The sequence below is a fragment of the Enterococcus sp. DIV1682a genome (assembly GCF_051711005.1).
GTDB classification, from domain to species: Bacteria; Bacillota; Bacilli; order Lactobacillales; family Enterococcaceae; genus Enterococcus_B; species Enterococcus_B hirae.
The window spans coordinates 2,068,941-2,094,933 of the sequence record NZ_JBIOLT010000001.1 but is presented as its reverse complement, the minus strand read 5'-3'; the positions used below and the strand labels follow the sequence as shown (position 1 = coordinate 2,094,933).

Genomic DNA, 25,993 nt, shown 5'->3' with positions numbered 1-25,993 from the left:
ATGACAAATGAAAGTAAAAAAGGCAGTTATTCCAGCAGCAGGTTTAGGAACAAGATTTTTACCTGCAACAAAAGCGATGGCAAAAGAAATGCTTCCAATCGTTGACAAACCAACGATTCAATTTATCGTAGAAGAAGCACTTAAATCAGGGATCGAAGACATTTTGATCGTCACTGGGAAAGCAAAACGACCAATCGAAGACCATTTTGATTCAAATATCGAGTTAGAAACGAATTTGAGTGAAAAAGGGAAAACAGAATTATTGAAGTTGGTTGAAGAAACAACTGATGTAAATCTACACTTCATTCGTCAATCTCATCCAAAAGGGTTAGGACATGCTGTATTACAAGCCCGTGCTTTTATCGGTAATGAACCTTTTGTTGTGATGTTAGGTGATGATATCATGGAAGATGAAGTACCTTTGACACAACAATTGATTGATGACTATGAGCGGACGCATGCATCAACAATCGCAGTGATGGAAGTGCCACAAAAAGATACGTCTAAATACGGAATTATTAATCCTGGTGAAGAATTAGAAGAAGGATTGTTCAATGTTAAAAACTTCGTTGAAAAACCAGACCCAAGTAAAGCACCAAGTAATTTAGCTATTATTGGACGCTATTTATTAACTCCTGAAATCTTTGATGTTTTGGCAGAACAACAACCAGGTGCTGGGAATGAGATCCAACTGACAGATGCGATTGATACATTGAATAAAACACAACGAGTATTTGCTCGTAACTTTACAGGCAAACGCTATGATGTTGGTGACAAGTTTGGTTTCATGAAAACCAGTATCGAATACGGCTTGACTCATCCAGAAGTCGGCGAACCATTAAAAGAATATATCAAAGAGCTAGGGAAACAATTAGAAGCTGATCAAACGATGGTACCAAAAAAAGACAACAAAAAAATTGAATCAAAAGATGAGCTGAAAAAATAAATTTTTTAGCAATGAAAGCTTCAACTGCTCTTATCCAAAAAAAGTAGTTGAAGCTTTGCTATTTTTTATTTGTTTAAAAAATACGAAAATGCTATGCTTATAGAAAGAGTATCAGAAGGGAGTTCGAGTATGACAGGCGGAGAAATTGCTGGGCTGATTGCGGCCATCGCATTTGCAGTCCTCGTTGTTTTTATCATAAGAGTATTGTTACAATTATCAAAAACATTAGAAAAAGTGGATCAAACAGTGGCAGAAGCAAATACGACGATTGAAGTCGTCACCAAAGATGTCGATCTTTTGTCAAGGCAGGTGGAAGGTTTACTAGTCAAAAGTAATGAATTGCTTTTAGACATCAATGGGAAAGTAGAAACGATTGATCCATTATTTACAGCTATCGCGGATTTAAGTGAAAGCGTGTCAGAATTGAATACATCAAGTAAAAATATCGTAACCAAAGTTGGTGGGATTGGGCGTACAACAGCTAAAGCTACCGTGGCTGGAAAAGTTGGTGGCACAGCTTTAAAGTTTTTCAAAAATAAAAAACATACAGAAAAGACTGGAGGAATTTAATTATGGCAAAAAAAGGTGGATTTTTACTAGGAGCAGTTATTGGTGGGACAGCAGCGGCAGTCGCAGCATTATTATTAGCACCAAAGTCAGGAAAAGAACTACGCGATGAACTTGCTGCACAAGCAGATGATTTACTTGATATGGCTTCAGACTACACGGATATGGCAAAAGAAAAATCAGCGACATTAACAGACATCGCAAAAGAAAAAGCGCAAGATCTATCCCAACAAGCTGGTGACTTAGCTGGTAGCGTGAAAAATAAAGTCAATCATTCTGCAAATGATGTCGAAGATGAGTCTGAAGACATTTTATTAACATTAAAAGAACAATCAGAAGATCTTTCTCATCGCTTCAAGAAATCAGCAGATGAGCTTAAAAAGCCAGTCGGACAAATGAATGAAACAGTTAAAGATGCATCTGAAGATATGATGATCAATGCGAAAGATGCTGCAGGTGCAGCTGGACAAACAGTCAAAGAAGGCATTGCTGAAGCAAAACCAGTCGTAAAAGATGCGCAAGCAATGGCAGATATGGCTAAAGAAGATGTCAAAGCTAAAAAAGAAGATTTAAAAGATACATTTACTGACAATGGAAAATAGGCAATTTCTATTTTTTGTAAATAATCAATAGATGCTATCTCGATTTTGGTTAATCGAACGGAACAAGTGATGAATATCAAAGCTAGCAAAGTTTCCTAGCTTTGATATTTTTTTGTTTGGATAATTACAAGAATAATACATAATGTAAACGTCTAATTTGCGTAATCACTTGATAGCATGCTTATCACCATGAGAGTGAAGACACTATAAAAGAACCAGAATGATCAGAAGAATTCGTAAAATCTATTGGTCACCAGAGCTCTTTGGTATGAATGGGTCAACAACAATTAGTGAGGTTGAAGATAAGAAAAAAATGAGTCTAGGACTAACAGTCGCCCTTAGACTCATTAATAGATGTAGAAGTGATAAACGGCGTTCAAGAAGCAACTCCTTAACAATAAACGATAATTTTCTAAAATATGAGAAGCTATTTTAAAAAATCATCGCTTATTCGTTCGGAGTTAACCGCTTCTTTCACGACCTTACTCAATAACCAATAATTCTTTTGGCGTAGTTGTAAATGGAATACAGCCGTCTTTTGTCACATAGACACAGTCTTCGATTCGAACACCTACTTGATCAGGGATATAGATTCCTGGTTCAAGGGAGAAGCACATGCCTTCTTCGATGACTAAATCATTACCTGCTACAAGGGAAGGAAATTCATGGACAGTGGTTCCGATTCCGTGACCTAGACGATGATTGAAGTATTCGCCATAGCCATAGCTATTGATTACATTTCTTGCAATTTGATCTAGTTCGGCAGCCGTTACGCCGGGACGTACAGCTGCTTGGGCAGCTAATTGTGCCTCAAGTGTGATTTGATAAATTTTTTCCTGAAATTCAGTTGGTTTTTTATAGGCTACAGTTCGAGTAGCATCGCTGCAATAACCATCCCAAACAACACCTAAATCAAACAAAACAAGTTCATTAGGCGAAATTTTTGTGCTGCCTGGAGCACCGTGGGGGCTTGCTGCGTTTTTACCAGCTAAAACAAGCGTGTCAAACGACATTTGCGAAACACCTTGTTTTTTTAGTTGGTATTCGATTTCTGCAATGATTGCTTGCTCAGTAACACCTTCTTTTACTGCCTTAAAGCCGATTTCAAAGGCAACATCTGCCCATTTACCAGCAGCAAGTAATTGGTCTTTTTCTTCCAGTGTTTTGATTAATTGGAGACGTTGAATGATTGCTGTTAAATCAGTAAAGTTGTCAGAACCAGTTAGAACATCTGAAATGGCATCGAAACGATCAACGGTTAACGCATTTTTTTCGATTCCGATATTTCCAGGCTGACCATAACGGTGACGAATTTCTTTCCCAATGATTTCCCAAGGATTTTCGCTGTCTAAATAGCCACGAACATCAAAAGACCATGCACTGTTTTGTGCATCTTCAACTTCTAAAGCCGGAGTGAATAAAAAAGGATCCTGTTCAAGTGGGATAAATAGTGCTAAGACACGTTCATGGGGTTCACTTTCGTATCCTGAAAAATAAGCGATGTGTCCTGGATCACTAATATAGGCAAGATCCACTTGATTTTGAGCCATCCATTTACGTAATTCGTTGATTTTTACGTTATTCATTTTGGCATCCTTCTTTCTAATTTATTGAATTATTAGATAATTGTACCACTTAATGTTTCAAAGACCAACGTATAAAAGTGAAAAAATGAATTATTTTCATGAAAGCGGTAGTAAAACGGTTGCAATTTTGAGTATTATTTGTTATCCTGTTTTAGAAATGTAAAGCGTATTTTCAGAAAACATATAAAAATGAACAGGAGAGCAAGAATGGAAAAGCAAACAATTACTATTTATGATGTAGCGAGAGAGGCAAATGTTTCGATGGCTACTGTTTCACGTGTCGTTAACGGGAATCCGAATGTCAAACCTGCGACTAGAAAAAAAGTATTAGAAGTCATTGATCGATTGGACTATCGTCCGAATGCTGTTGCACGTGGGCTAGCAAGTAAGAAGACAACGACAGTAGGGGTAATCATTCCAGATGTCAGCAATATGTTTTTTGCTTCTTTAGCACGTGGGATCGATGATGTTGCTACAATGTACAAATACAACATCATTTTAGCAAATTCAGACGGCAATGATCAAAAAGAAGTGAATGTATTAAATAACTTGCTAGCAAAACAAGTAGATGGCGTGATCTTCATGGGACATCATATCACTGATGAAATCCGTGGTGAGTTTTCTCGATCTAAGACTCCTGTAGTATTGGCTGGCTCAATTGACCCTGATGAACAAGTTGGAAGTGTGAATATCGATTACACTTCAGCAACTAAGGATGCTGTCAATAAATTAGCTAAGAATGGCAATAAAAAAATTGCCTTTGTCAGTGGGGCATTGATTGATCCAATCAATGGTCAAAATCGCTTGAAAGGATATAAAGAAGCACTTAAAGAAAATAATTTACCTTACAGCGAAGGTTTGATCTTTGAAGCAGAGTATAACTTTAAAGACGGATTAACCCTAGTTGATCGCATTCATAACAGTGGCGCAACAGCTGTTTATGTTTCAGATGATGAATTAGCTATCGGTATTTTAGATGGTCTTTTAGATAAGGGTGTGAAAGTACCAGAAGAATTTGAGATTATTACAAGTAATAACTCATTGTTAACAGAAGTTGCACGTCCACGCCTAACAAGTATCACACAACCATTGTATGATTTAGGTGCCGTTTCAATGCGTCTATTAACAAAAATGATGAATAAAGAAGAAGTTGAAGAAAAAACAATTATCTTACCTTATGGAATTGAAGAAAAAGGATCGACGAAATAATAAGTGATTAACACTCCACTAGATGATGCTAGTGGAGTGTTTTTAACCTCTAAAAAGATTCAGTGATTGAAATAAGTAAACATTCGTTGAAGCTTTTAGCTAGTTAACAAGAACAACTATTTATTTTTTTGTAAAAATTTGGACAAATTTTAGCTTTTTATTCCGTATAATGAAATGGAATCTCTATCAGAAGAGAAAATCTAAAATGCCAGGAGTTACTGTATATGTCAGATTTTTATTTTGTAAAACTACGCCCTGAAGTTTACAATGATTTAATAACTTCAAAGGAAACTAAAAATAGGATATTAAATAAAGAAACAAGAATGTATCTTGCGTTCGAACAAAATGAAAGAAATTGGTATATTCCTTTTAAAGCTCATACAAGTACAAAACATCCAGATTCTGTATTTTTTTTGCCAATATTGGAGGAGGACCCTCATCTTGTTTCTCCGGGATTAGTTTTCTATCAGTCCTTAAATCTTTCCTCTTCAGATGTAATAGAAGTAAAGATAAAAAGTGAAGAGATAGCTGATTTATACCTACCGTTTATAGAAAAAAATTTGGAAAAAATTAAGGACGCTTTTTATCATTATCTAAGAGGATATTATAATCATTGTGTATACGATAAGAAGACCGGAACGCTTGAATTATTTCTAAAAGAAATAGAGGAAATATGCAATCTTAAGTTTAATGAGGGAATAAGTGATAAAAGTATACAAAATTTGAGCAAACGAGGTGATATAAAAGGGATTGAAGCATATCGAGAAAAACAACTTCCAAATTTTCTAGAAGAAGATTATTTTATTAAGTTTTTATCTGTTAAATCTCATCTTCCTTGGCAAGATTCAAGCATAATCCAAATCTTGATCGCCCAAAAACCAGACGTCCAATTGGCTCTTCAGGCTTGGGAATGGAAGAAACTTGAAAAAAAACTAAATCTGTGTCCGGAATCCCTCCTTAGAGCATATACAGGAGAAGTTTTCAAAAAAAAAACAAACTCTAAACCAACAGATTATTTTCAAGTACAGGTTTTTGATGTTAGTGAATTAAAGGAAAATCAAGAAATACCTAGACCTGCTTACTACGTAGGAGATCAAACAGTTGATTCATTTCTCTATAAAATTTTATTCCAAAGTATCAGAGGACTTACAAGTAGGTCAATCGAGATACAATCGGGAATGAATGATAAAGAAAAATTGAGTATCTTATTGCGTTCAGCCATACATAAGAGAAGATGGACTAGTATCGGTGATCAAGACCATTTAGAATATTTTAAATCAGAAGCGGTCGGTTATACCTTAGCAAAACATTTAGGATTATCTACGGAGAGTTATTCTTTTGAATATCTTTCTACTTTGAGGCAGAATAAATTGTCTGAAACTACAATAGATAATATTTTAGAGAGCATTAGTTCAGAAGTAAATAAAACATATAATGACTTTATAGAAAAATTTAATATTATTTTGAATAAAAGTAACGAAAAGAATAAAGTTACCCAACTTAAAAATAATCAATCTATAGAGATATTAGACCCCGTCAATAAAGGGAAAAAAAGACGTGAAGCTTTGATTGAAAATAGTAAAAAAAAGTTTAGCGACAAACGTTTGAAAGTAGGAGAAAAACAGCAGCGTGATCCACAAACTTGGACAGAAGTTAAAACTAAAAAGAGTAAAAGAATCCATCCGAATATATATGAGAGTAAAACACAAAATTCTGAAGGGCAAAATAGCGAAAATAATAGTGAGTATTGGTGGGAAATCGAAAGTAAACACGTGAGGAAAGTCAAAGAAGGGAACCACCAGCTATCAGGCGACTCTAAAGGATTGATTAGACCTGAAGTCAAAATATCTTTGGAAAAAACTGAGGGTGCCAGCATAAAAAAAACTGAACTCTCGATGGATATTAAGGGAAATGAGCAACAGACAGTTCATATTAAAGGATCAAATGGTACTAAGCAACAAGAAGTTAAAGAGAGATCTTGGAAAGAGAACTCAAGCACAGAAAGAAACAATCAGCTAGATAATCTAGAGAAATACAGAGAAGCGAATCAACAATGGTTTGAGAAAGGAACTTTGGAAAAAGACACAAGTAAAGGAAGTAATACAAGTACTTCAGAAAATGTTGTTACCAATGATTTAAAGAGTTCTAAACTTAGAACTTTTGAAGGATCGATTATCCTTAAAGCCAAAGAAGGTGCAAGTCTACCTTTGAGTAAAGCTGAGGATACCAATCGAAATGAATCTGAACATTCGACGACTATTAATAGAATTAACCCGCAGACAGAGCATCAAGAATCTTCTACCCTTAAAACCTTTGCAAGCTTGTTTAACATGAAAGCCAAAGAAGGTGAAAGCCTATCTTTGAAAAAAGCTGAGGATACCAACCGAACTGAATCTAAACTTTCGACGACTATTAATGGAAAAGATCAGCAGACAGATCATCAAGCGGATCAAAGTGAGCCGGAAGAAATGACTTGGGAAACAGTTACAAGAAAAGGAAGTAAAAAAAGCAACAAAAGCACTTTAGAAAAAGTAGATACTAACAGACTAAGTTCATTTACTACAGATAAAAACAGTCCGCAACGGCAAAGGATAGCTCAGGAAAAGGCAACTAAAAATAATCGGTAGAAAAAAATGGAGTATCCGGGCGTAGAACATTGACAAGATAAAAAAGCTCCTTTAAAACCATAACAAGATAAAAACGAGAGTGGGACAATAGTCAGAAAAAAATCTGATTATTTCCCCATTTTTTTGATTTTAAGGTACATAAAAAGCACAACCTTGTATGATTAAAGTGCTTAAACAAAAATCAAAGGAGTGTGCTTTATGTTTAAAAATTATACCATCAGCCAAACAACTTTACCACGAAATGTAGAACATTAACTGTTACCACCTTTATGTGGATGAAAGACGGTTATATGCGAAATGGACAGCGCAAACCAGGTTATAATTTCCAAATCGCCAACGATTGAGAAAGAACTATTGTCCCACTCTCGTTTTAACTTCTAAAAAAGATTTAGTGATTGAAATAAGTAAACATTCGTTGAAGCTTTTAGCTAGTTAACAAGAACAACTATTTATTTTTTTTGTAAAAACTTGGACAAATTTTAGCTTTTTATTCCGTATAATGAAATGGAATCTCTATCAGAAGAGAAAATCTAAATTGTAAGGAGAAGTTATAAATGTCAGATATTTATTTTGTGAAACTGCTTCCTGATGTTTACGATGAGTTAAAAACTTCAAAGTACAAAGAAATAACATTAGAAAATTTAAATAGGACATATCTTGCATTGGAAAGAAATAGGAGAAATTGGTATATTCCTATTAAATCTTTTACAGAGAAAATTTTTACAGAGTTTGTATATCCATTGCCAGTAATGGAAGAGAAGTACAAGAACAATCGTCGCTGTACTCCAGGTTTTGTTTTTAATCATTCCTTGTATCTTGATTCTTCACTGGTAATAGTAACTAAGGATCCGGGAATGGAATTATATCGTCCGTTTATAGAAGAAAATAAAGAAAAGATCATAGAAAAATTTTATTATTTTGTAAGTATGGCACATCATATTAATGAACGTGGTAATAAGTTGGTTAACTCAATTGACTTATTTCCAGAAGGAGTTGAATATATACTAAATCTTAGGTTTAATGAGGGAATAGACGATAAAAGTATACAAAGCTTGAATAAACGGGGGGATAGGGAAGGGATTGAAACGTATCGAAAAAAACAACTTTCAACTTTTCTAGAAGAGGATAATTTTATTAAGTTTTTATCTGTTACAGCGCATCTTCCTTGGCAACACTCAAAAATAACCCAAAACCTGATCGCCCAAAAACCAGATGTCCAATTAGCTCTCGAGGCTCGGGAATGGAAGAAGCTAGAAAAAAAATTAAAACTGGGTCCAGACGCACTTTATAGAGACCATACAGAAGTACGTTTCGACAAAGAAACAAAAAGTAATCTAACAGCCTCTTTTCTAGTACAGGTTTTCGATGTTAGTGAATTAGCGGAAAAGCAAGAAATACCCAGACCAGCATACTATGTAGGGGATCAAACAGTTGATTCATTTCTCTACCAAATTTTGTTCCAAAGTATTAACCAATTTAAAAGTATGCCAATCGAGATTAAGTCAGGGATGAATGATAAACAAACATTGAGTAACTTTATGCGTTCAGCCATACATAAGACAAGAGGGACTAGTACCGATTATCCAGACCAATTAGAATATTTTAAATCAGAAGCGATTGGTTATATCTTAGCAAAACATATAGGTTTACATACGGAGAGTTATTCTTTTGAATATCTTTCTACTTTGAAAAAAAGTGAATTGTCTGACAGTAAAATCGATGCTATTTTAGTTAGCATTAGTAGGAAAGTAAGTCAAATATATGGACGGTTTAGAGACAATTTTAACGATATTTTGAAAAAAAGCATGGAAAATGATACAGTCATCCAATTTCAAAACAATCAATCTATTGAGTTATTAGATCCTGTCAACAAATGGAGAAAAAGACGTGAAGCTTCAAAGGAACGTAATCAAAAAAGGGTTGACAGCATACGTTTGGAAGAAGAGAAACAAAAACAGCATGACCCACAAGTATGGATAGAAGTACAAACTAGCAGTAGTGAAAGAACCAATTGGAATAAAGATGAAAGTAAAATGCAAAGTCCTGAAGAGCCAAATAGAGAAAACAATAGCGATTATTGTAGGGAAATCGAAAGTAAGCAAGTGATGACTGTCAAAGAAGGGGATAACCAGCAATCAGGTGACTTTAAAGGAAAAGACAAAGATGATGCAAGCCTACCTTTAGAAAAAGCTGAGCCCTCGATGAATATCGATGGAAATGACCAACAGTCAGATAACCTAAAGAAATCAAGTGAAACGAACCCGCTGTGGTTTGAAATTGGGGTATGGGAACCAGTCATACATGAAAAAGAAAAAAGCAAACCTGCTACCAATGATCTAAATAGTTTTAACCCTAGCACCTTTAAAAACTTGACTGCTCCTAAATTCAAAGAAGGAACCAGCCTATATTTAGAAAAAGCTGAACCCTCGATGAATATCAATGGAAATGACCAACAGTCAGATAACCTAAAGAAATCAAGTGAAACGAACCCGCTGTGGTTTGAAATTGGGGTATGGGAACCAGTCATACATGAAAAAGAAAAAAGCAAACCTGCTACCAATGATCTAAATAGTTTTAACCCTAGCACCTTTAAAAACTTGACTGCTCCTAAATTCAAAGAAGGAACCAGCCTATATTTAGAAAAAGCTGAACCCTCGATGAATATCAATGGAAATGACCAACAGTCAGATAACCTAAAGAAATCAAGTGAAACGAACCCGCTGTGATTTGAAATTGGGGTATGGGAACCAGTCACATATGAAAAAGAAAAAAGCAAACCTGCTACCAATGATCTAAATCATTCTAAATATTCACCGACTACAGATAAAAATACTCATCAACAGCAAACAGTGGATCAAAAAAGGAATAAAGCAATGAACTTAGTCAAACAGCAAGAAAAAAAGCGTACGGGCGCTACTGAAAAATTAACAAGATAAAAACAGTCGCCATAATTGGCGACTGTTTTTTTAGGTCCTTTGTCAAATAATGTTGGTACGTTTCATCAATATTATTTGACAAAGTCTGAGTTATTCTTTTTCTTTATCATTTTCTTTTTTTGCTGGATGCGCTCGAGCAAAGGATGAAGCAGTTCCCCAATAGTTTTTATAGTTTTCATCCGTTCCACCGACACCAAACTTGAATGTTGATTTTTTTGGACCATTTTTTGCCCAAAGCGATTCAACTGTCTGACTTGGTGTTTCGATGGTTTTCTTATCAACAGTAACTTTACCAGGAAGTTGTCCTGTAAAGGATGCTACTTTTTTCTTGGAGACATCAGAAGATAATTCAAATTTATCCTTTGTCCCGAACATCGCTGGATTTGCTTGGTATACTTGATTAATGAGATTGGCTAAATAGCTAGAAGAACGTAATCGGGCTCTTGAGTCCATTCCAGTGTTGTCATCGTGACCTGCCCAACTACTGATCGTAATAGATGGCGTTGAAACAATCAGCCAAGAATCACGGTAGTCATTTGTTGAACCTGTTTTGCCGATCCAATCCGCTTGTCCCAGTTCATGATTTAAAGCAGTAATATCATCTTTAAAAGGTGTCGTGATTTTCGCAGTGATTACACTACGCATCATATCATTCATAATTGATGCTGTAGCTTCAGAATACACTCTTACAGGTTTTTCCTCATGTTTGTAGATGACTTTTCCTGAGTTATCAGTAATTGAATCAATCAAATAACCTTCTTGATAGACCCCGCCATTAGCTAAAGCTTGGAAGCCATTGGTTTGTTCCAAAGTCGTTACATCAACGGTTCCCAAAGGTGCAGACTCAACGCCCCAATTATCGTTGGTTGGATAATTCATTTTTGCCAAGTAATTTTCATAAGCATATTGTTTAGAACCACCATTTTCTAAAACATCCTGATATAAATGATAGGCAGGGATATTGTTAGACCATTCCAAAGACTCTCGAATCGTTTGGAAGGTATTAGAACCTTCATTCGTTGCATTGACGATTTTTTCTCCTGCGTTACTTCCTTCTTGCCAGGTAGTTGCGTAATCAGAAACACGTGATTCTGATCCTACGAGCCCCATATCGATGGCTGGACCATACACGAGTACTGGTTTAATCGAAGACCCAGCTTGTCTTTGGGTGTCAAAAGCATGATTATTTTGGTTTTGTAGATAATTTCTACCACCAACAAAACCATAGATACGACCAGTTTTATTATCCATCAAGACATTTCCTGTCTCAACTTGTGTGGCTTTGCCATCGTCTAATAGATGACCATAACTTTTTGCTGCTTCTTGCATTGCCGCATAAACATTTTTATCGATCGTTGAATGGATCGTATAACCTTTGTTTTGGATCGTTTGTTGTGCTTTTTGATAGTAGGCATCATAGACTGAACTATCAGATAAATCTGCATCATCTTTTTCAGCTAATTGTTTAGTGATGATCTCTGTGGCTTCACCCATAACGGTATAATATAGAAACTCACGATCACTTTGTTCAGCAATCTGTTGTGGTAAGAAATCTTTCGTGAGATCATAAGCTTTCGCTTCTTCATATTGCTGTTTTGTGATTTTATTTTCACGATACATGCTGAATAGAACCACATCTTTTCGATTCAATCCTGCTGAAAGGTCTTCTTTTAAACTCCCAGTATTTGTATAAGGACTATAAGTGATCGGACTTTGTGGCAAACCTGCGATAAAGGCAGCTTGTGGTAAGTTGACATCTTTGGCATTAACACCAAAGATTCCTTTCGCTGCTTCTTGTACACCAGCGATATTTTGTCCTTTATTGTTTCGACCAAATGGAGAAACATTTAGATACATAGAAATAATTTCATTCTTGGAAAAGTGTTTCTCGACTTGTGCTGCTAATAAAATTTCATTTGCTTTTCGCTTGAATGTTGTTTCATCAGTTAAGATTTGTTGTTTGACTAACTGTTGAGTCAACGTGGAACCACCGGAAGAACCGATACCAGTTGCTTCAGAAAATAAAGCACGCAAAACAGCTTTTGGTACATAGCCGTTATGTCGCTCAAAATACTCATCTTCAGTACTAATGATTGCAGTTTTCAATAAAGGCGAAATTTGATCTGAAGGAACGGCTGTCCGCATTAAATCAGTTTGGATCTTTGATATTTCAGAATTGTCAGCATAAACAAGTTTAGATGTTTCTGTAATGTTGCCAAGCTCTGATTGCAGGGTTGCTTTGGATGGTATTTCGGTATCTTCAACAAGATAGGCAAAATAACCAGCTCCGATACCAACACCAAGGGCTGCCAGTAGCAGAAGAAGGACGACGATAAAAGTAGTCAGTGATTGGAAGACACCAAAAGCGATGTTTAATCCCAACCATTTTTGCTTTTTCCTTCGATGTTGCTTTTTCCGAGTATCTTTACGTGGCAAAAGGGTTCACCTCAACTAATAGTTTTATTTCGCTAATTATAGCAAATAATGGAGCAAAAAAACAGATATGGTGATTTTTATAAGGATTATTTCAACTTTCTTTTTCTGAATGATAGAGTGAACGAGAAACTTAAAGCACTAGACCGGTTTTCGAGTCGTAAACTTTCCTTTCCCTATATGTTCAGTTAAAATAGAAAAAGATTAGCTTATTTAGAGTGATTATCAATGAATGGAATATGGCTTGATAAGGATTTCGATCATTGATTCACTTTTCATGGAGAGGAAGAATTTTATGTTATTAGGGTCACACGTAAGCATGAGTGGGAAAAAAATGCTATTAGGGGCAGCAGAAGAAGCTGCAAGTTACGGTGCTTCAACCTTTATGATTTATACTGGAGCACCGCAAAATACTAGACGTAAAGCAATTGAAGATATGAATATCGAAGCGGGGAAAGCGTATATGAAGGAACATGGATTATCTGATATAGTGGTTCATGCACCTTATATTATTAATTTGGGAAATACGATTAAACCGGAGATGTTTCCTTTTGCGGTTCAATTTTTAAGAGAAGAGATCGTCCGAGCGGAGGCTTTAGGAGCAACCCAGATCACTTTACATCCAGGTGCCCATGTCGGTGCAGGTGCCGCAGCAGGTATTGCCAAAATCATTGAAGGATTGAATGAAGTTTTGACGAAAGAACAGACTGCACAAATTGCTTTAGAGACAATGGCTGGTAAAGGGACGGAAGTCGGTCGGACATTTGAAGAATTAGCGCAGATCATTGATGGCGTGACTTTGAATGAAAAATTGTCTGTGACATTTGATACTTGTCACACGAACGATGCAGGCTATGACGTGTGTCATGATTTTTCAGGTGTCATGACAGAATTTGATAAAGTAATCGGCTTGGATCGATTGAAAGTGTTACACATCAATGACTCGAAGAATCCTCAAGGGTCACATAAGGATCGTCATGCTAATATTGGTTTCGGGACGATCGGTTTTGATGCACTGAAAGAAATCGTACATGAACCGATGTTTTCAGATATTGCCAAAATCTTAGAAACCCCTTATGTAGGGAAAGAGAAAAAAACGGCCTATGCACCATATGGAAAAGAAATTACTATGTTAAAAGAAAAACACTTTGATCCAGAAGCTTTCCCAGAATTATTAGCAGCAGTGAATGAATAAACAAATGAAACCTTAAAGTTTTGATTGTAGGATTTGTGCAAAATCTACTGATATTAGTAGAAAAAAACGTGATTTATCTCTTCACGAAGACATTTCAACAAATGGACATCAAAGCTGTTGAATGTAGTTATACGAATTAAAATAAGCCGAAGAATTTCCCTGAGTAACCATTTCGGGATTCTTTGGCTTATTTTTTAAAATCAGACACATCTGTCTCATCTTTTTTAGTCACATCAATAGAAGCAGGTACTTTTTATTAGTTATTTTCTTGAACGGTTAGTTGTTGCAAACGTTCTGCGTATCTTTTGTTCCCTTTATACAAGTCGACGATCGTCCAACACAATAAGGCTAAGACAGCAAAGATAATCAAGTAGGCCACATTGTCTGCCCACATCAATTCATTGGTAGTTGCTTGATCACCAAAGAAACTTTCGATTTGTCCAGGTAATCCTCGTAAATTCAAGAATGTCAGACTGATTACGGAGATCCAGCCTAAAGATTTAACGAATAGATTATTCTTAAATTGTTTCCCCATCTCTACTTCACTATTTGTCATCATCAATAATGGAATCATTGAAAAAGGAAGCGCAAATGCAAGGAATACTTGAGATTCGTTCATCAAATGATTCAAAGCAGTATGTTCTTCGATCGTTCCTTTCGTGCTGGTAAAGAGGACACAGAGTAAAACAGGGATGACAGACAAGAGACGTGTGACCAAACGACGTAACCAAATCGGCATACGCATGTGGATAAAGCCTTCCATGATCACTTGTCCTGTCAGTGTTCCAGTAATCGTAGAATTTTGTCCAGAAGCTAAAAGGGCAACAGCAAATAATGTAGATAAAATGCCAGATTTTGCTACAGTGGTCAATACGTCATTGCTCATAACAGAAGGATTAGACAATGCTTCGTAAAGCCCAAAAAATGATGGGTCTTGCACAGAACCATTTTTAAATACTGCAACGCCCATGATCAAAAGTAAAGCATTGACTAAAAAAGCCATAGTTAATTGAATATTAGAATCCCAAGTTGTAAAACGAACAGCTCGAGCGATATCGGTTGGGTCTTTCCGATCGATTTCTCTCGTTTGTGAGACTGCAGAATGGAGATACAAATTATGAGGCATGACAGTTGCGCCAATGATTCCTAATGCACCTGTCAATGGTGTCTCACCACCAATCATCGGTGAATCAGCAAACGTTTTGCTATTAGGAACAAAGCCAGCAAATAAATGTTTCCAGTCGGGATTTGACAAAGCCACTTGGTAGACAAAAACGAATAAAATGACAAAGATCAAACAAACGACGATCGCTTCAATTTTACGAAAGCCAATCTTAGTTAACATCAATAAAACAAAAACATCAAAAACAGTAATAAATACGGCAATTACTAATGGAATATCAAAAAGTAAATAAAGGGCAATGGCGGCCCCAATTACTTCTGCAATATCGGTTGCCATGATTGCCAATTCAGTTAACACCCACAAAATCACACCAAGTGTTTTACTTGTACGGGCTCGGATGGCTTGGGCTAAATCCATTTGACTAACGATGCCTAGTTTTGCTGCCATATATTGCAAGAGCATAGCGACTAAGCTGGATAAAAGAATGACTGACATCAGTAAATATTGAAAGTTTTGACCTCCTGTAATAGAAGTCGACCAGTTTCCTGGGTCCATATAACCTACCGCAACGAGTGCGCCAGGACCTGAATAAGCTAATAATGTTTTAAAAAAACTTTTCCCTTTAGGAACTTTGACTGTTCCGTTCACTTCAGCTAAAGATAAGCCGTTGGTGTGTTCAATCAATTTTTGTTTATGGAATTGATTACTCAAAAAAATCACCTCTCATTTTCTTCACGACACCATTCTACACCTGCATCAAAAAAATTGAAAGCAATTTATTCGGTTTGCCTAAAAAAAATATATGGCTAAGCTTCTATTTGGCGAAGTTATAGGAAAGCAGTAAAATAAACTTTTTAGCCAAAACTAAAGAAAACGCCTTTCTTTTTTGGGAAAACTTTAGTAAAATAAGTCATTGAGAGCAATTCGGAAATAGAAAGGAGAGATTTATATGGTAACAACAGGAATAGTCGTACTTATCGCAGTTATTGCTTTATTAATCGGCGCAATCGGTGGATTCTTTTTTGCGCGTAAATATATGAAAGATTATTTAGAAAAAAATCCTCCCGTTAATGAGGACATGTTACGATCAATGATGATGTCAATGGGGCAAAAACCATCTGAAAAGAAAATTCGTCAGATGATGCAACAAATGAAAAACCAAGGGAAAAAATAGGGTTTTCATTGGACAAATCATAGCGGGCTGATTGATTTCAGCTCGCTTTTTTTGTTAGATGGATTTATGGAAGCGATTAAAAACAAGGTTGTGTAGTTAGTGAGAAAAATAAGTAACACTGACTAAATTTTCAAGAGAAAAAGAGGTTGATGGGAGTTAAAAAGGAGGAAAAATATGTCTATTTTTAGGAAGTTGGGTTGGTTTTTTAAACAAGAAAAGAAGCACTATGTGATCGGCGTTTTTTCTTTATTATGTGTTGCCTTGGTTCAGTTAGTTCCGCCTAAAGTAATCGGGATCATCATCGATGAGATTGCAGATAAGAATCTCTCCATGCGATTTATCGTCTTTTGGATCGCTGTATTAATCGGATCTGCCATTTTACAGTATCTCTTTCGTTTCATTTGGCGGGTGAATATTTGGGGAAGTGCAGCGAGGTTAGAGAAGGAATTACGTCAGCGTTTGTTTATCCATTTCACTCGTATGGATAGTATGTTTTACCAAAAATATCGTACAGGTGACTTAATGGCACATGCGACCAATGATTTAAATGCGATTCAAAATGTGGCAGGAGCAGGCATCTTGACATTTGCTGATTCGGTCATTACTGGGGGAACCACAATCATTGCCATGATCCTTTTCATTGACTGGCGCTTGACTTTACTTGCTTTGATCCCTTTGCCGCTATTAGCTGTTACTTCAAGGATATTAGGATCAAAACTACATGATGCTTTTCGAGAATCACAAGAAGCTTTTTCCAGTATCAACGACAAAACGCAAGAAAGTATTACTGGGATTAAAGTAATCAAAACTTTTGGGCAAGAGCAGGAAGATCTGGCAGATTTTCAAGAAAAAATCGAACAGGCAATCACCAAGAATAAACGTGTCAACTTTTTAGATGCTTTGTTTGATCCGTTTATCACGCTGATCATTGGGTTATCTTATGTTTTAACGATCATCTTGGGTGGTAAATATGTGCTAGATGGCACGATCACGATTGGACAAATGGTTTCCTTCATCAGTTACATTGGAATGTTGGTTTGGCCGATGTTTGCTATTGGTCGGTTGTTCAATGTTCTGGAAAGAGGAAATGCTTCTTATGACCGAGTGAATGAACTCTTACATGAGAAGACCCATATCGTCGAACAACTTGGTGCAGTGAAGGCACCCGCAAAAGGAGAATTAAATGTAGAGATCGCGCAATTCCATTATCCCAAAGAAGAATTACCCGCCTTGGAACAAATCAAGTTTGCAATTAAAGAAGGGGATACATTAGGAATTGTTGGTAAAACTGGTGCTGGAAAAACCACGATCATGAAGTTGCTGATGCGTGAATATGATGACTATCAAGGACAAATCAAATTTGGTGGTCGTTCGATCAAAGAATATTCCTTAGATGCTCTTTTACATTCTATTGGCTATGTGCCACAAGATCATTTTTTGTTTTCAATGACGATTCGTGAGAATATCCGTTTTTCTGATCCTAAGTTATCTAACGAAGAAGTGGAAGCTGCTGCTTCGTTAGCATCAATCAACCAAGAGATCAAAGAATTACCGAAGGGGTATGAAACATTAGTTGGTGAGCGGGGTGTTTCCTTATCTGGTGGACAAAAACAGCGGATCTCGATTGCCAGAGCATTGATCCAAAATCCAGAGTTATTGATCCTTGACGATGCGTTGTCGGCAGTGGATGCTAAAACAGAAGAAAGAATTTTGCGGAATTTAAAAGAAATTCGTCAAAGTAAAACCACGATCATTGCCGCTCATCGACTAAGCAGTGTGATGCATGCTGATGAAATCATCGTCATTGACAAAGGACAGATCGTTGAACGTGGCCGTCACGCCGAGCTATTGGCTTTAGGTGGTTGGTACAAACAAATGTGGGAAAAACAACAGTTAGAAGCCAAAATTGAAAGGGGAGAAAATGATGGAAGATAACTATCAATCCGAATGGTCAAAATCCATTCCATTGCGAGAGCAAAAGCAAATCATTAAACGCTTGTTGCATTTTGCTAAACCCTTTAAAGCGACTTTCATCATTGCCATCCTGTTTGCTTTGGGATTGTCAGTAATCAATGTCCTATTACCTCGAATCATTCAAACCTTTATGGATGAATATTTAGCCAAACAATCTGCTACGACACAAGTGATTTTATTTTTTGCAGGCTTGTATTTATTTGGGGTCATCGTCAAAAGTATCATCTGGTTTTTCCAATGGTATTTGTATTCCAATGCTTCGCTTAAAACCTATCAATATATCCGTATAAAATTATTTGAAAAATTGCATACATTGGGAATGAGATATTTTGACCAGACACCAGCCGGCTCGACTGTCTCAAGAGTCACGAATGACACCGAAACGCTTTTTGAATTTTGGTATGTTTTTCTGATGGTATTGACAGGCATTTTCGCAGTAGTTTCCTCCTTTATTGCAATGTTTCAAATCAACGGACGCATTGCTTTATGGCTGTTGCTTTTTTTACCTGTTCTAGGAGTCGTGATCTGGTATTATCAAAAATTTAGTTCTCGGATTTATCGTAATATGCGAGAAAAGTTAAGTCAGTTGAATACTAAACTAAATGAATCCATTTCAGGGATGCGGATCATCCAGCAATTCCGGCAGGAAAAACGGTTAGCAAACGAATTTGAAGCGGTCAATACGGATTATCTCAATACACGATACGCTATGATCAAAACCAATTCGCTGTTATTGAGCCCGATTATCAGCTTTTTATATGCATTAGCCATTGCTTGGGCACTGACGCTTTTTGGTTTAGATGCCTTAAAATCACCAGTGGAAGTTGGACTGATCTATGCTTTCACCACATATGTCCAAGGGTTCTTCAATCCGATGTCCCAAATGATGGATTTCTTAAGTATATTCACTGACGGAATCGTCGCTGGTAGCAGAATCTTAAAAATCATGGACACAGAAGAATACGCACCACAGCAACATGAAGGAGCAAACAAAACCATCACTGAGGGGAAAATTGAATTTCGTAATGTCAGCTTTTCCTATGATGGAAAAAATAAAGTGTTGAACAATATTTCTTTTGTTGCCAATCCTGGTGAAACCGTCGCATTAGTCGGTCATACTGGCAGTGGGAAAAGTTCGATCATTAATGTCTTGATGCGTTTTTATGAATTTTATGAAGGGCAGATTTTAATTGACGGGTGTGATATTCGAGAATATCCGATTGCTGAGCTTCGTAAAAAAATGGGGTTAGTTCTCCAAGATGCTTTTTTATTCTATGGGGATATTGCAGGAAATATACGTATGATGGACCCTGCGATCACGGATGAACAGATACGTGCAGCGGCTGAATTTGTCCAAGCAGATCGCTTTATTAATGAATTACCAAACGGGTATCATTCAAAAGTGATTGAGCGAGGCGCAAGTTATTCTAGTGGGCAACGACAATTGATCACATTCGCACGAACCATTGTTACTGATCCTAAAATCTTGGTTTTAGATGAAGCAACTGCCAATATTGATACCGAGACAGAAGGATTGATCCAAGAAGGATTAGCAAAGATGCGTCAAGGAAGAACCACTATTGCGATTGCGCACCGCTTATCAACGATCAAAGATGCAGAACTCATTCTTGTCTTGGATAAAGGAAAAATCGTTGAACAAGGAACCCACCAGGAGTTGCTAGTAAAAGAAGGACTGTATGCTGATATGTATAAACTTCAAAGTGAATAGTTGTTCCAAATAGAAGTAATCAGACAGAGAAAAAGAGGAAATCATCTTCTTTTTCTCTGTTTTTTTAATAAAGACAATTTTATTGAGTATCAGAAGTAGAGTGCCTTGAAAAATAGCGTTTGGAATAAACAAAACAGATATAAAATAACTATTTAGTGATCATTTATTAGCGGATAAATTTCATCAGTTTCCAGAACTTAATGAAAAACAAAAAGCCGTTTTGGTAGGCTTAATGGCTGACAAAATTGGTTCTCCAACTCTATCCGTAGAAGAACTTAAAAAAACAGTGATTGCCAAAATGAAACACCTCTCACTAACTGAATCAAAACAGTTAGCAAGATTTGATCAGAAAAGAGCAAGTGGGCTAGAAGGCGCTGATAAGCAATTACCAGTTAACTCCAATAAAACTGCTAAAAGCCACGAAACACAACATGAAATTTAAGCAAATAAACCCTAAAAAATATCCATGTTGTCATGGTAAATTTTTTAGGTTTTTCTTTTTGGACACGACTAACTTAACAAGCTAGATGGTGAAAAGAGAAAATGCATAAAAAGCTGAAAAGTGTAAGATAATTTATTCCTTAATTGCAGGAGGCTCTTCCATAATAGAGGAGCTGATTGGGCGATCGTCTACTTTTTGTCCGATTTTGATTAAATGGTTGAGGTTTTTTTGATATTCCTCTGCAAAGATACAGCTGTATAGTACGTCTAGTAAGTAACAAATTGAAGTATTGATCGTAAAATTACTGATTTTGGAATACAATCGTTCTCTGGTAGTGATACGAAGGATTGCTGAGCTGAAAGTAGAAAGAGTGGAATCACCAATACTCGTCAATGTTAAAATCGGCACATTGATTTCTTGCAAAATCTTGGCTGTTCGTAACATCATTTTATTTTCGCCGGTATAAGAAATTAAGATGGCACAAGTATCAGGCGTACAGTTGTAGGCTTCATAGTAGGATTCGCCTGAAGTCGTCACGATCGTTACGTCTCGTTTGATTCGCTTCATTTTCAACATAAAAGCCTGCGAGATCAAAGTATTCGAATTACTAGAAAAAAGGACGATTTTTTTTGCTTTCAATAAAAGCTGTTTTGCTCGTTGTAAGTCATCGTGGTGAAGCAATGAGAGTGTGTCTTCAATCGTCATTCGTTCCAGTGCAGCGACTTTGTTCGCAATAGACATGATTCCATCGTTTTCTAGAAAGGGGAGGTTGGCATCAACTTCTTGAAAATTTCCTTCCAAATACTCGTTTTCCGCCAAAAAAGCTTCCTTAAAGTGGACCCAACCCTTGAACCCAGCCTTTTTGGCAATCCGAATCAACGTAGAAGGATGGACATAACATGCCTTCGCAATTTGTTGAATTGTTGCTTCTTTGAGTTGATGTTCATGGCTTTGAATAAAATGGATCACTTCTGTTTCTGCGGGAGAAAAAGCAATTTTTTTTAGTTTTTCTTTTAATAGCATGACGATCCTCTTTTACATGTTTTTAATTTTTTGTGTAAAAATATTGTAAGCGCTATTTATTGATTCGTCAATCGTTCGTTGTTCTTATACAAGATTTTTACAAAATAATCGGCTATATAATAAATTTTTGTAAATGGAAATGCAAAAGAATAAAGTTAACTTGTTGTTTTCGTTTACAAAAAACATAATATAGTTGTAAAAACAAAAAAGGAGGAAGCTCATGGAACGAAAAGTGAAGATTGCAACAATTGGTGGCGGAAGTAGCTATACCCCTGAATTGATGGAAGGGTTTATTAAACGATATGAAGAATTACCGATTAAAGAAATCTGGTTAGTGGATGTAGCAGAGGGTCAAGAAAAACTAAGAATCGTCAGTGAAATGTCTCAACGAATGTGGGATGCTTCGCCTTATGATGTTAAGATCTATGCGACGTTGGATCGAGAAGAAGCACTGCGGGATGCTGATTTTGTAACAACTCAGTTTCGGGTAGGTCAATTAGATGCCAGAGTGAAAGATGAACGAATCCCTGCATATTATGGCATGCTTGGACAAGAAACCAATGGAGCTGGTGGGATGTTCAAAGCGTTTCGTACCATTCCGGTCATTCTTTCAATCGTAGAAGATATGAAAAGACTATGTCCCGATGCTTGGCTGATCAATTTTGCCAATCCTAGTGGAATGGTTACAGAAGCTGTCGTTCGCTACGGGAAATGGGAAAAGGTAATTGGGCTTTGTAATGTACCAGTTATGGCAATGATGACAGAGCCAGAAATGCTGGGAGAAACCAAAGAAAACTTGATTTATAAATTTGCTGGACTCAATCACTTTCATTGGCATAAAGTAGCAGATTCACATGGAAACGATCGAACGAATGAGCTAATCGACCGACTTTATGCTGAAAATAATGGCTTACCAAAAAATATATTCGATGTGCCGTTTTTCAAGGAACAATTACAACAAATGCAAATGATTCCTTGTGGCTACCATCGCTATTATTATCGTGAAGAAGAAATGTTGAACCATGCTTTAGAAGAATATCAAACAATTGGTACAAGAGCAGAACAAGTTAAAAAAACGGAAGCAGAATTATTTGAGTTGTATCAGGACCCAGAACTAGACCATAAACCAGAACAGTTACAACAACGTGGGGGTGCTTATTATTCAGATGCTGCCTGTGAAACGATCGCTTCGATCTATGCCAATAAAGAAACCCAAATCGTTGTTTCAACAAAAAATGACGGCGCTGTTCCTGATCTGCCTGCTGATTGTGTCGTGGAGGTCACAGCGTATGTCGGGGCACAAGGGGCACGTAACGTTGCTTTCGGTTCTTTGCCACCAGCTGAACGTGGCTGGCTTCAAGTCATGAAAAATATGGAATTATTGACGATCGAAGCGGCAGTGACGGGTAATTATGGCACAGCGCTTCAAGCATTTACGATCAATCCCTTAGTACGGTCGGGTGAAACAGCGAAACGGATCATGGATGAATTGTTTGTTGCTCACGAAGCGTATTTGCCACAATTTAAGGAAACGATCCACCGCTTAAAAGAAGAGGGGATCGAAGTACAAGATGAAATAGCAAACAACCTGACAAAAACTTATCAAAAACAATAATGGAGGAAGTAGGATGGCATTTAGGAAAGACTTTTTATGGGGTGGCGCAACGGCTGCCAATCAATGTGAAGGAGGCTACGCTGAAGGTGGACGTGGTTTAGCTAATGTTGATGTTGTTCCAATCGGTAAAGATCGTTTTTCAGTGATCACTGGGAAACAAAAAATGTTTGACTTTGATGAGGAACATTTTTATCCAGCAAAAACAGCCATTGATATGTACCATCGTTACAAAGAGGATATTGCACTTTTTGTGGAAATGGGATTTAAAACCTATCGCTTATCCATTGGGTGGAGTCGTATTTTTCCAAAAGGTGATGAAAAGGAACCAAATGAAGAAGGGTTGAAGTTCTATGAAGATGTCTTTAAAGAATGTCAAAAATATGGAATCGAACCGTTAGTGACAATCACTCATTTTGATTGTCCGATGCATTTGGTCAAAGAATATGGTGCTTGGCGTTCTCGAAAGTTGATAGAGTTTTATGAAAGACTTTGCCATGTCATTTTTAATCGTTACAAAGGACTAGTGAAATACTGGTTGACCTTCAACGAAATCAATATGATTTTACATGCTCCATTTATGGGCGCTGGATTGTATTTTGAAGAAGGGGACGATGTGGAACAAATCAAATACCAGGCAGCCCATCATGAACTAGTTGCTAGTGCAATCGCTACAAAGATCGCTCATGAAGTGGATCCAGAAAATAAAGTTGGCTGTATGTTAGCAGCTGGCGCAAATTATCCTTACACTTGTAAACCTGAAGATGTCTGGGCGTCAAGAAAGGCGGACCGGGAAAACTATTTCTTTATTGATGTCCAGTCAAGGGGAAGTTATCCCGCCTATGCCTTAAAAGAAATGGCACGTAATGGAATCAAAATCGAGATGGAACCAACTGACTTAGAAATATTAAAAGAACATACCGTTGATTTTATTTCATTCTCCTATTACTCTTCCCGGGTAGCTACTACTGATCCAAAAGTATTAGAGCAAACGGCCGGTAATATTTTTGAATCGGCTAAAAATCCTTATCTTTCAGCCAGTGAATGGGGCTGGCAAATTGATCCATTAGGGTTACGTATCACGATGAATGATCTTTATGATCGTTACCAAAAGCCATTGTTCATCGTCGAAAATGGGTTAGGTGCGATTGATACACCAGATGAAAATGGCTATGTAGAAGACGACTATCGGATCGATTATTTAGCACAACATATCCAAGCAATGAAAGATGCGGTTGAGCTCGATGGCGTGGATCTCCTGGGCTACACGACTTGGGGCTGTATCGATCTTGTCTCTGCTGGGACAGGCGAAATGAAGAAACGCTATGGGTTCATCTACGTTGACCGTGACAATGAAGGAAATGGAACATTGGAACGGACGAAAAAGAAATCGTTCAATTGGTATAAAAAAGTCATTGCAACAAATGGGGAAGATTTAAGTAACAAATAGCGAATCAAATAAAAGTCTATTGTTTTTAAACTGATTTTTCGAGTATAATAAATCTATTCGAGAAAAGAGTAAGCAGAACAATAGACTTTTTTTTCTATAGGCTGTAAAGTAAGCTTACTTGATTTTTATAATGGAGGAATGTACATATGTATGATGTTATCGTGATTGGTGCTGGACCTGCTGGAATGACTGCTGCGTTATATGCGTCACGTTCAAATCTTTCAGTTGCTATGATTGAACAAGGCGCACCGGGTGGACAAATGAATAACACCGCTGAAGTTGAAAATTACCCTGGATTTGATTCCATCATGGGACCTGACCTTGCATATAAAATGTATGAAGGTGTCACTAAATTTGGAACAGAAAATGTCTATGGAATTGTGCAAGACATCAAAGACCATGGAAATTACAAAGAAGTGATCTGTGAAGATCAATCTTATGAAGCCAAAACAGTGATTATCGCAACGGGTTGTATCCATCGTAAGTTAGGTGTTCCTGGAGAAGAAGAATACGCTGGCCGAGGTGTTTCCTATTGTGCCGTATGTGATGGTGCTTTTTTCCGAAACAAACGTTTAGTCGTGATCGGCGGTGGCGATTCTGCGGTAGAAGAAGCCATCTACCTAACGCAATTTGCTTCTGAAGTCGTGATCGTTCATCGAAGAGACGAATTACGTGCGCAAAAAATCATCCAAGATCGCGCATTCGCTAACGAAAAGATTTCATTTGTCTGGGACACTGTCACAGATGAAATCGTTGGTAATGACATGGTGGTCACTGGGGTTAAAGCGCATAATGTGAAAACGAATGAAACCGTTGATTTAGCAGCAGATGGCGTGTTTATTTATGTGGGATTAGATCCATTGACTGAACCATTTAAAAAAGCTGGTTTAACTAATGCAGCTGGCTGGATTCCAACAGATCAAGACATGCGTACGACTATGCCTGGTGTGTTCGCTATTGGGGATGTTCGTGAAAAAGATTTACGACAAATCACGACAGCAGTCGGCGATGGCGGCATTGCTGGTCAACAAGTTTATAAATATTTAGAAGCATTAGAAGAAACAACACAAGCGTAAAGTGATCAAAAGAGGTCGTTAGAAGGGCTGTTTGAATATTATTCATTTTTATACTACTAAAGAGCTGAGGACAAACATTGTCCTCAGCTTTTTTGTGGACAGAATTTATTCATGGAAAGAGGAATTGTTTTTTTACGATCGCTCGTTACTGGCACTTCAATCATTAAGAGAGAACTATTTTTTTTGAAAACAGGATTTTTTGCCATCCGAGTGAAATTAACACGTGATACAATGAACAGGCATTTTGATGGAAATAGGGAAAGAAGAAGGACAAGGAAAAAAGAGTACT

Annotated in this window: 18 protein-coding genes; 14 read left to right on the top strand and 4 right to left on the bottom strand. The window is 37.0% G+C overall.

The features are described 5' to 3' along the window. Window positions 1-7: 7 nt before the first annotated feature. From galU to IGJ23_RS09550, 3 genes are all read left to right on the top strand, one after another. Complete coding sequence (galU, locus tag IGJ23_RS09560) at window positions 8-946, top strand: UTP--glucose-1-phosphate uridylyltransferase GalU (RefSeq protein ID WP_010718553.1); 939 nt, start codon at window positions 8-10, stop codon at window positions 944-946. Between the two features lie 129 nt (window positions 947-1,075). After that, a complete protein-coding gene (locus IGJ23_RS09555) occupies window positions 1,076-1,516 on the top strand; it encodes a DUF948 domain-containing protein (RefSeq protein ID WP_010718552.1) in 441 nt (146 codons plus the stop codon). 2 nt (window positions 1,517-1,518) lie between these two features. Beyond that, entirely contained in the window at window positions 1,519-2,115 is a 597-nt protein-coding gene (locus tag IGJ23_RS09550; RefSeq protein ID WP_438774894.1) for a YtxH domain-containing protein, read from the top strand. A 482-nt stretch (window positions 2,116-2,597) separates the two neighbouring features. Here IGJ23_RS09550 and IGJ23_RS09545 read toward each other — a convergent pair whose 3' ends face one another. Further along, window positions 2,598-3,701: a M24 family metallopeptidase gene (locus IGJ23_RS09545; RefSeq protein WP_010737965.1), complete on the bottom strand. Its 1,104-nt coding sequence runs from the start codon at window positions 3,699-3,701 to the stop codon at window positions 2,598-2,600. A gap of 207 nt (window positions 3,702-3,908) precedes the next feature. Here IGJ23_RS09545 and ccpA point away from each other — a divergent pair, with 207 nt between their 5' ends. From ccpA to IGJ23_RS09530, 3 genes are all read left to right on the top strand, one after another. After that, window positions 3,909-4,910: a catabolite control protein A gene (gene ccpA / locus IGJ23_RS09540; RefSeq protein ID WP_010718548.1), complete on the top strand. Its 1,002-nt coding sequence runs from the start codon at window positions 3,909-3,911 to the stop codon at window positions 4,908-4,910. 224 nt (window positions 4,911-5,134) lie between these two features. Further along, window positions 5,135-7,537 carry a hypothetical protein gene (locus tag IGJ23_RS09535; protein WP_438774893.1) on the top strand — a complete coding sequence of 801 codons (2,403 nt, stop codon included), beginning with the start codon at window positions 5,135-5,137 and terminating at the stop codon, window positions 7,535-7,537. 554 nt (window positions 7,538-8,091) lie between these two features. Further along, a complete protein-coding gene (locus IGJ23_RS09530; protein ID WP_438774892.1) occupies window positions 8,092-10,263 on the top strand; it encodes a hypothetical protein in 2,172 nt (723 codons plus the stop codon). 300 nt (window positions 10,264-10,563) lie between these two features. Here IGJ23_RS09530 and IGJ23_RS09525 read toward each other — a convergent pair whose 3' ends face one another. Beyond that, entirely contained in the window at window positions 10,564-12,909 is a 2,346-nt protein-coding gene (locus IGJ23_RS09525; protein WP_063627391.1) for a transglycosylase domain-containing protein, read from the bottom strand. Window positions 12,910-13,201: 292 nt separating this feature from the next. Between IGJ23_RS09525 and IGJ23_RS09520 the strand changes: the two genes are divergently transcribed. After that, the gene (locus IGJ23_RS09520) at window positions 13,202-14,101 is read left to right on the top strand and encodes a deoxyribonuclease IV (protein WP_438774891.1); all 900 of its coding nucleotides are present in this window, start codon (window positions 13,202-13,204) and stop codon (window positions 14,099-14,101) included. 256 nt (window positions 14,102-14,357) lie between these two features. On the opposite strand, the gene IGJ23_RS09515 is transcribed toward IGJ23_RS09520, so the two are convergent. Then, window positions 14,358-15,935 carry an Nramp family divalent metal transporter gene (locus IGJ23_RS09515; RefSeq protein ID WP_010718543.1) on the bottom strand — a complete coding sequence of 526 codons (1,578 nt, stop codon included), beginning with the start codon at window positions 15,933-15,935 and terminating at the stop codon, window positions 14,358-14,360. Window positions 15,936-16,173: 238 nt separating this feature from the next. Between IGJ23_RS09515 and IGJ23_RS09510 the strand changes: the two genes are divergently transcribed. The 4 genes from IGJ23_RS09510 (at window position 16,174) to IGJ23_RS09495 (ending at window position 20,543) form a co-directional block, all read left to right on the top strand. Beyond that, window positions 16,174-16,398, top strand: coding sequence for a YneF family protein (locus tag IGJ23_RS09510; RefSeq protein ID WP_063627389.1), 225 nt, complete (start codon window positions 16,174-16,176; stop codon window positions 16,396-16,398). 174 nt (window positions 16,399-16,572) lie between these two features. Beyond that, complete coding sequence (locus IGJ23_RS09505) at window positions 16,573-18,333, top strand: ABC transporter ATP-binding protein (RefSeq protein ID WP_438774890.1); 1,761 nt, start codon at window positions 16,573-16,575, stop codon at window positions 18,331-18,333. Then, window positions 18,323-20,101, top strand: coding sequence for an ABC transporter ATP-binding protein (locus IGJ23_RS09500; RefSeq protein ID WP_010718540.1), 1,779 nt, complete (start codon window positions 18,323-18,325; stop codon window positions 20,099-20,101). Before IGJ23_RS09505 ends, IGJ23_RS09500 begins: the two co-directional genes overlap by 11 nt. Window positions 20,102-20,333: 232 nt before the next feature. Then, on the top strand, window positions 20,334-20,543 hold the full coding sequence (locus IGJ23_RS09495) for a hypothetical protein (RefSeq protein WP_438774889.1): 210 nt from the start codon (window positions 20,334-20,336) through the stop codon (window positions 20,541-20,543). 132 nt (window positions 20,544-20,675) lie between these two features. Here IGJ23_RS09495 and IGJ23_RS09490 read toward each other — a convergent pair whose 3' ends face one another. After that, the gene (locus IGJ23_RS09490) at window positions 20,676-21,566 is read right to left on the bottom strand and encodes a MurR/RpiR family transcriptional regulator (RefSeq protein ID WP_207427140.1); all 891 of its coding nucleotides are present in this window, start codon (window positions 21,564-21,566) and stop codon (window positions 20,676-20,678) included. A 220-nt stretch (window positions 21,567-21,786) separates the two neighbouring features. Between IGJ23_RS09490 and IGJ23_RS09485 the strand changes: the two genes are divergently transcribed. The 3 genes from IGJ23_RS09485 to trxB all read left to right on the top strand — a co-directional run bounded on the left by IGJ23_RS09485 (window position 21,787) and on the right by trxB (window position 25,704). Continuing rightward, window positions 21,787-23,181, top strand: coding sequence for a 6-phospho-beta-glucosidase (locus IGJ23_RS09485; RefSeq protein ID WP_010718538.1), 1,395 nt, complete (start codon window positions 21,787-21,789; stop codon window positions 23,179-23,181). Window positions 23,182-23,194: 13 nt separating this feature from the next. Beyond that, entirely contained in the window at window positions 23,195-24,628 is a 1,434-nt protein-coding gene (locus IGJ23_RS09480; RefSeq protein ID WP_438774887.1) for a 6-phospho-beta-glucosidase, read from the top strand. Window positions 24,629-24,774: 146 nt separating this feature from the next. Continuing rightward, entirely contained in the window at window positions 24,775-25,704 is a 930-nt protein-coding gene (gene trxB, locus IGJ23_RS09475) for a thioredoxin-disulfide reductase (RefSeq protein ID WP_010737956.1), read from the top strand. The last annotated feature ends 289 nt before the right edge of the window (window positions 25,705-25,993 follow it).

What these genes read in the sequence shown, in the direction of transcription:
- galU (WP_010718553.1), top strand. Translation starts at nt 8, where the DNA reads ATGAAAGTAAAAAAGGCAGTTATTCCAGCAGCAGGTTTAGGAACAAGA.
- IGJ23_RS09550 (WP_438774894.1), top strand. Translation starts at nt 1,519, where the DNA reads ATGGCAAAAAAAGGTGGATTTTTACTAGGAGCAGTTATTGGTGGGACA.
- IGJ23_RS09545 (WP_010737965.1), bottom strand. Translation starts at nt 3,701, where the DNA reads ATGAATAACGTAAAAATCAACGAATTACGTAAATGGATGGCTCAAAAT.
- IGJ23_RS09480 (WP_438774887.1), top strand. Translation starts at nt 23,195, where the DNA reads ATGGCATTTAGGAAAGACTTTTTATGGGGTGGCGCAACGGCTGCCAAT.
- IGJ23_RS09530 (WP_438774892.1), top strand. Translation starts at nt 8,092, where the DNA reads ATGTCAGATATTTATTTTGTGAAACTGCTTCCTGATGTTTACGATGAG.
- ccpA (WP_010718548.1), top strand. Translation starts at nt 3,909, where the DNA reads ATGGAAAAGCAAACAATTACTATTTATGATGTAGCGAGAGAGGCAAAT.
- IGJ23_RS09490 (WP_207427140.1), bottom strand. Translation starts at nt 21,566, where the DNA reads ATGCTATTAAAAGAAAAACTAAAAAAAATTGCTTTTTCTCCCGCAGAA.
- IGJ23_RS09520 (WP_438774891.1), top strand. Translation starts at nt 13,202, where the DNA reads ATGTTATTAGGGTCACACGTAAGCATGAGTGGGAAAAAAATGCTATTA.
- trxB (WP_010737956.1), top strand. Translation starts at nt 24,775, where the DNA reads ATGTATGATGTTATCGTGATTGGTGCTGGACCTGCTGGAATGACTGCT.
- IGJ23_RS09555 (WP_010718552.1), top strand. Translation starts at nt 1,076, where the DNA reads ATGACAGGCGGAGAAATTGCTGGGCTGATTGCGGCCATCGCATTTGCA.
- IGJ23_RS09505 (WP_438774890.1), top strand. Translation starts at nt 16,573, where the DNA reads ATGTCTATTTTTAGGAAGTTGGGTTGGTTTTTTAAACAAGAAAAGAAG.
- IGJ23_RS09535 (WP_438774893.1), top strand. Translation starts at nt 5,135, where the DNA reads ATGTCAGATTTTTATTTTGTAAAACTACGCCCTGAAGTTTACAATGAT.
- IGJ23_RS09485 (WP_010718538.1), top strand. Translation starts at nt 21,787, where the DNA reads ATGGAACGAAAAGTGAAGATTGCAACAATTGGTGGCGGAAGTAGCTAT.
- IGJ23_RS09510 (WP_063627389.1), top strand. Translation starts at nt 16,174, where the DNA reads ATGGTAACAACAGGAATAGTCGTACTTATCGCAGTTATTGCTTTATTA.
- IGJ23_RS09495 (WP_438774889.1), top strand. Translation starts at nt 20,334, where the DNA reads ATGGCTGACAAAATTGGTTCTCCAACTCTATCCGTAGAAGAACTTAAA.
- IGJ23_RS09500 (WP_010718540.1), top strand. Translation starts at nt 18,323, where the DNA reads ATGGAAGATAACTATCAATCCGAATGGTCAAAATCCATTCCATTGCGA.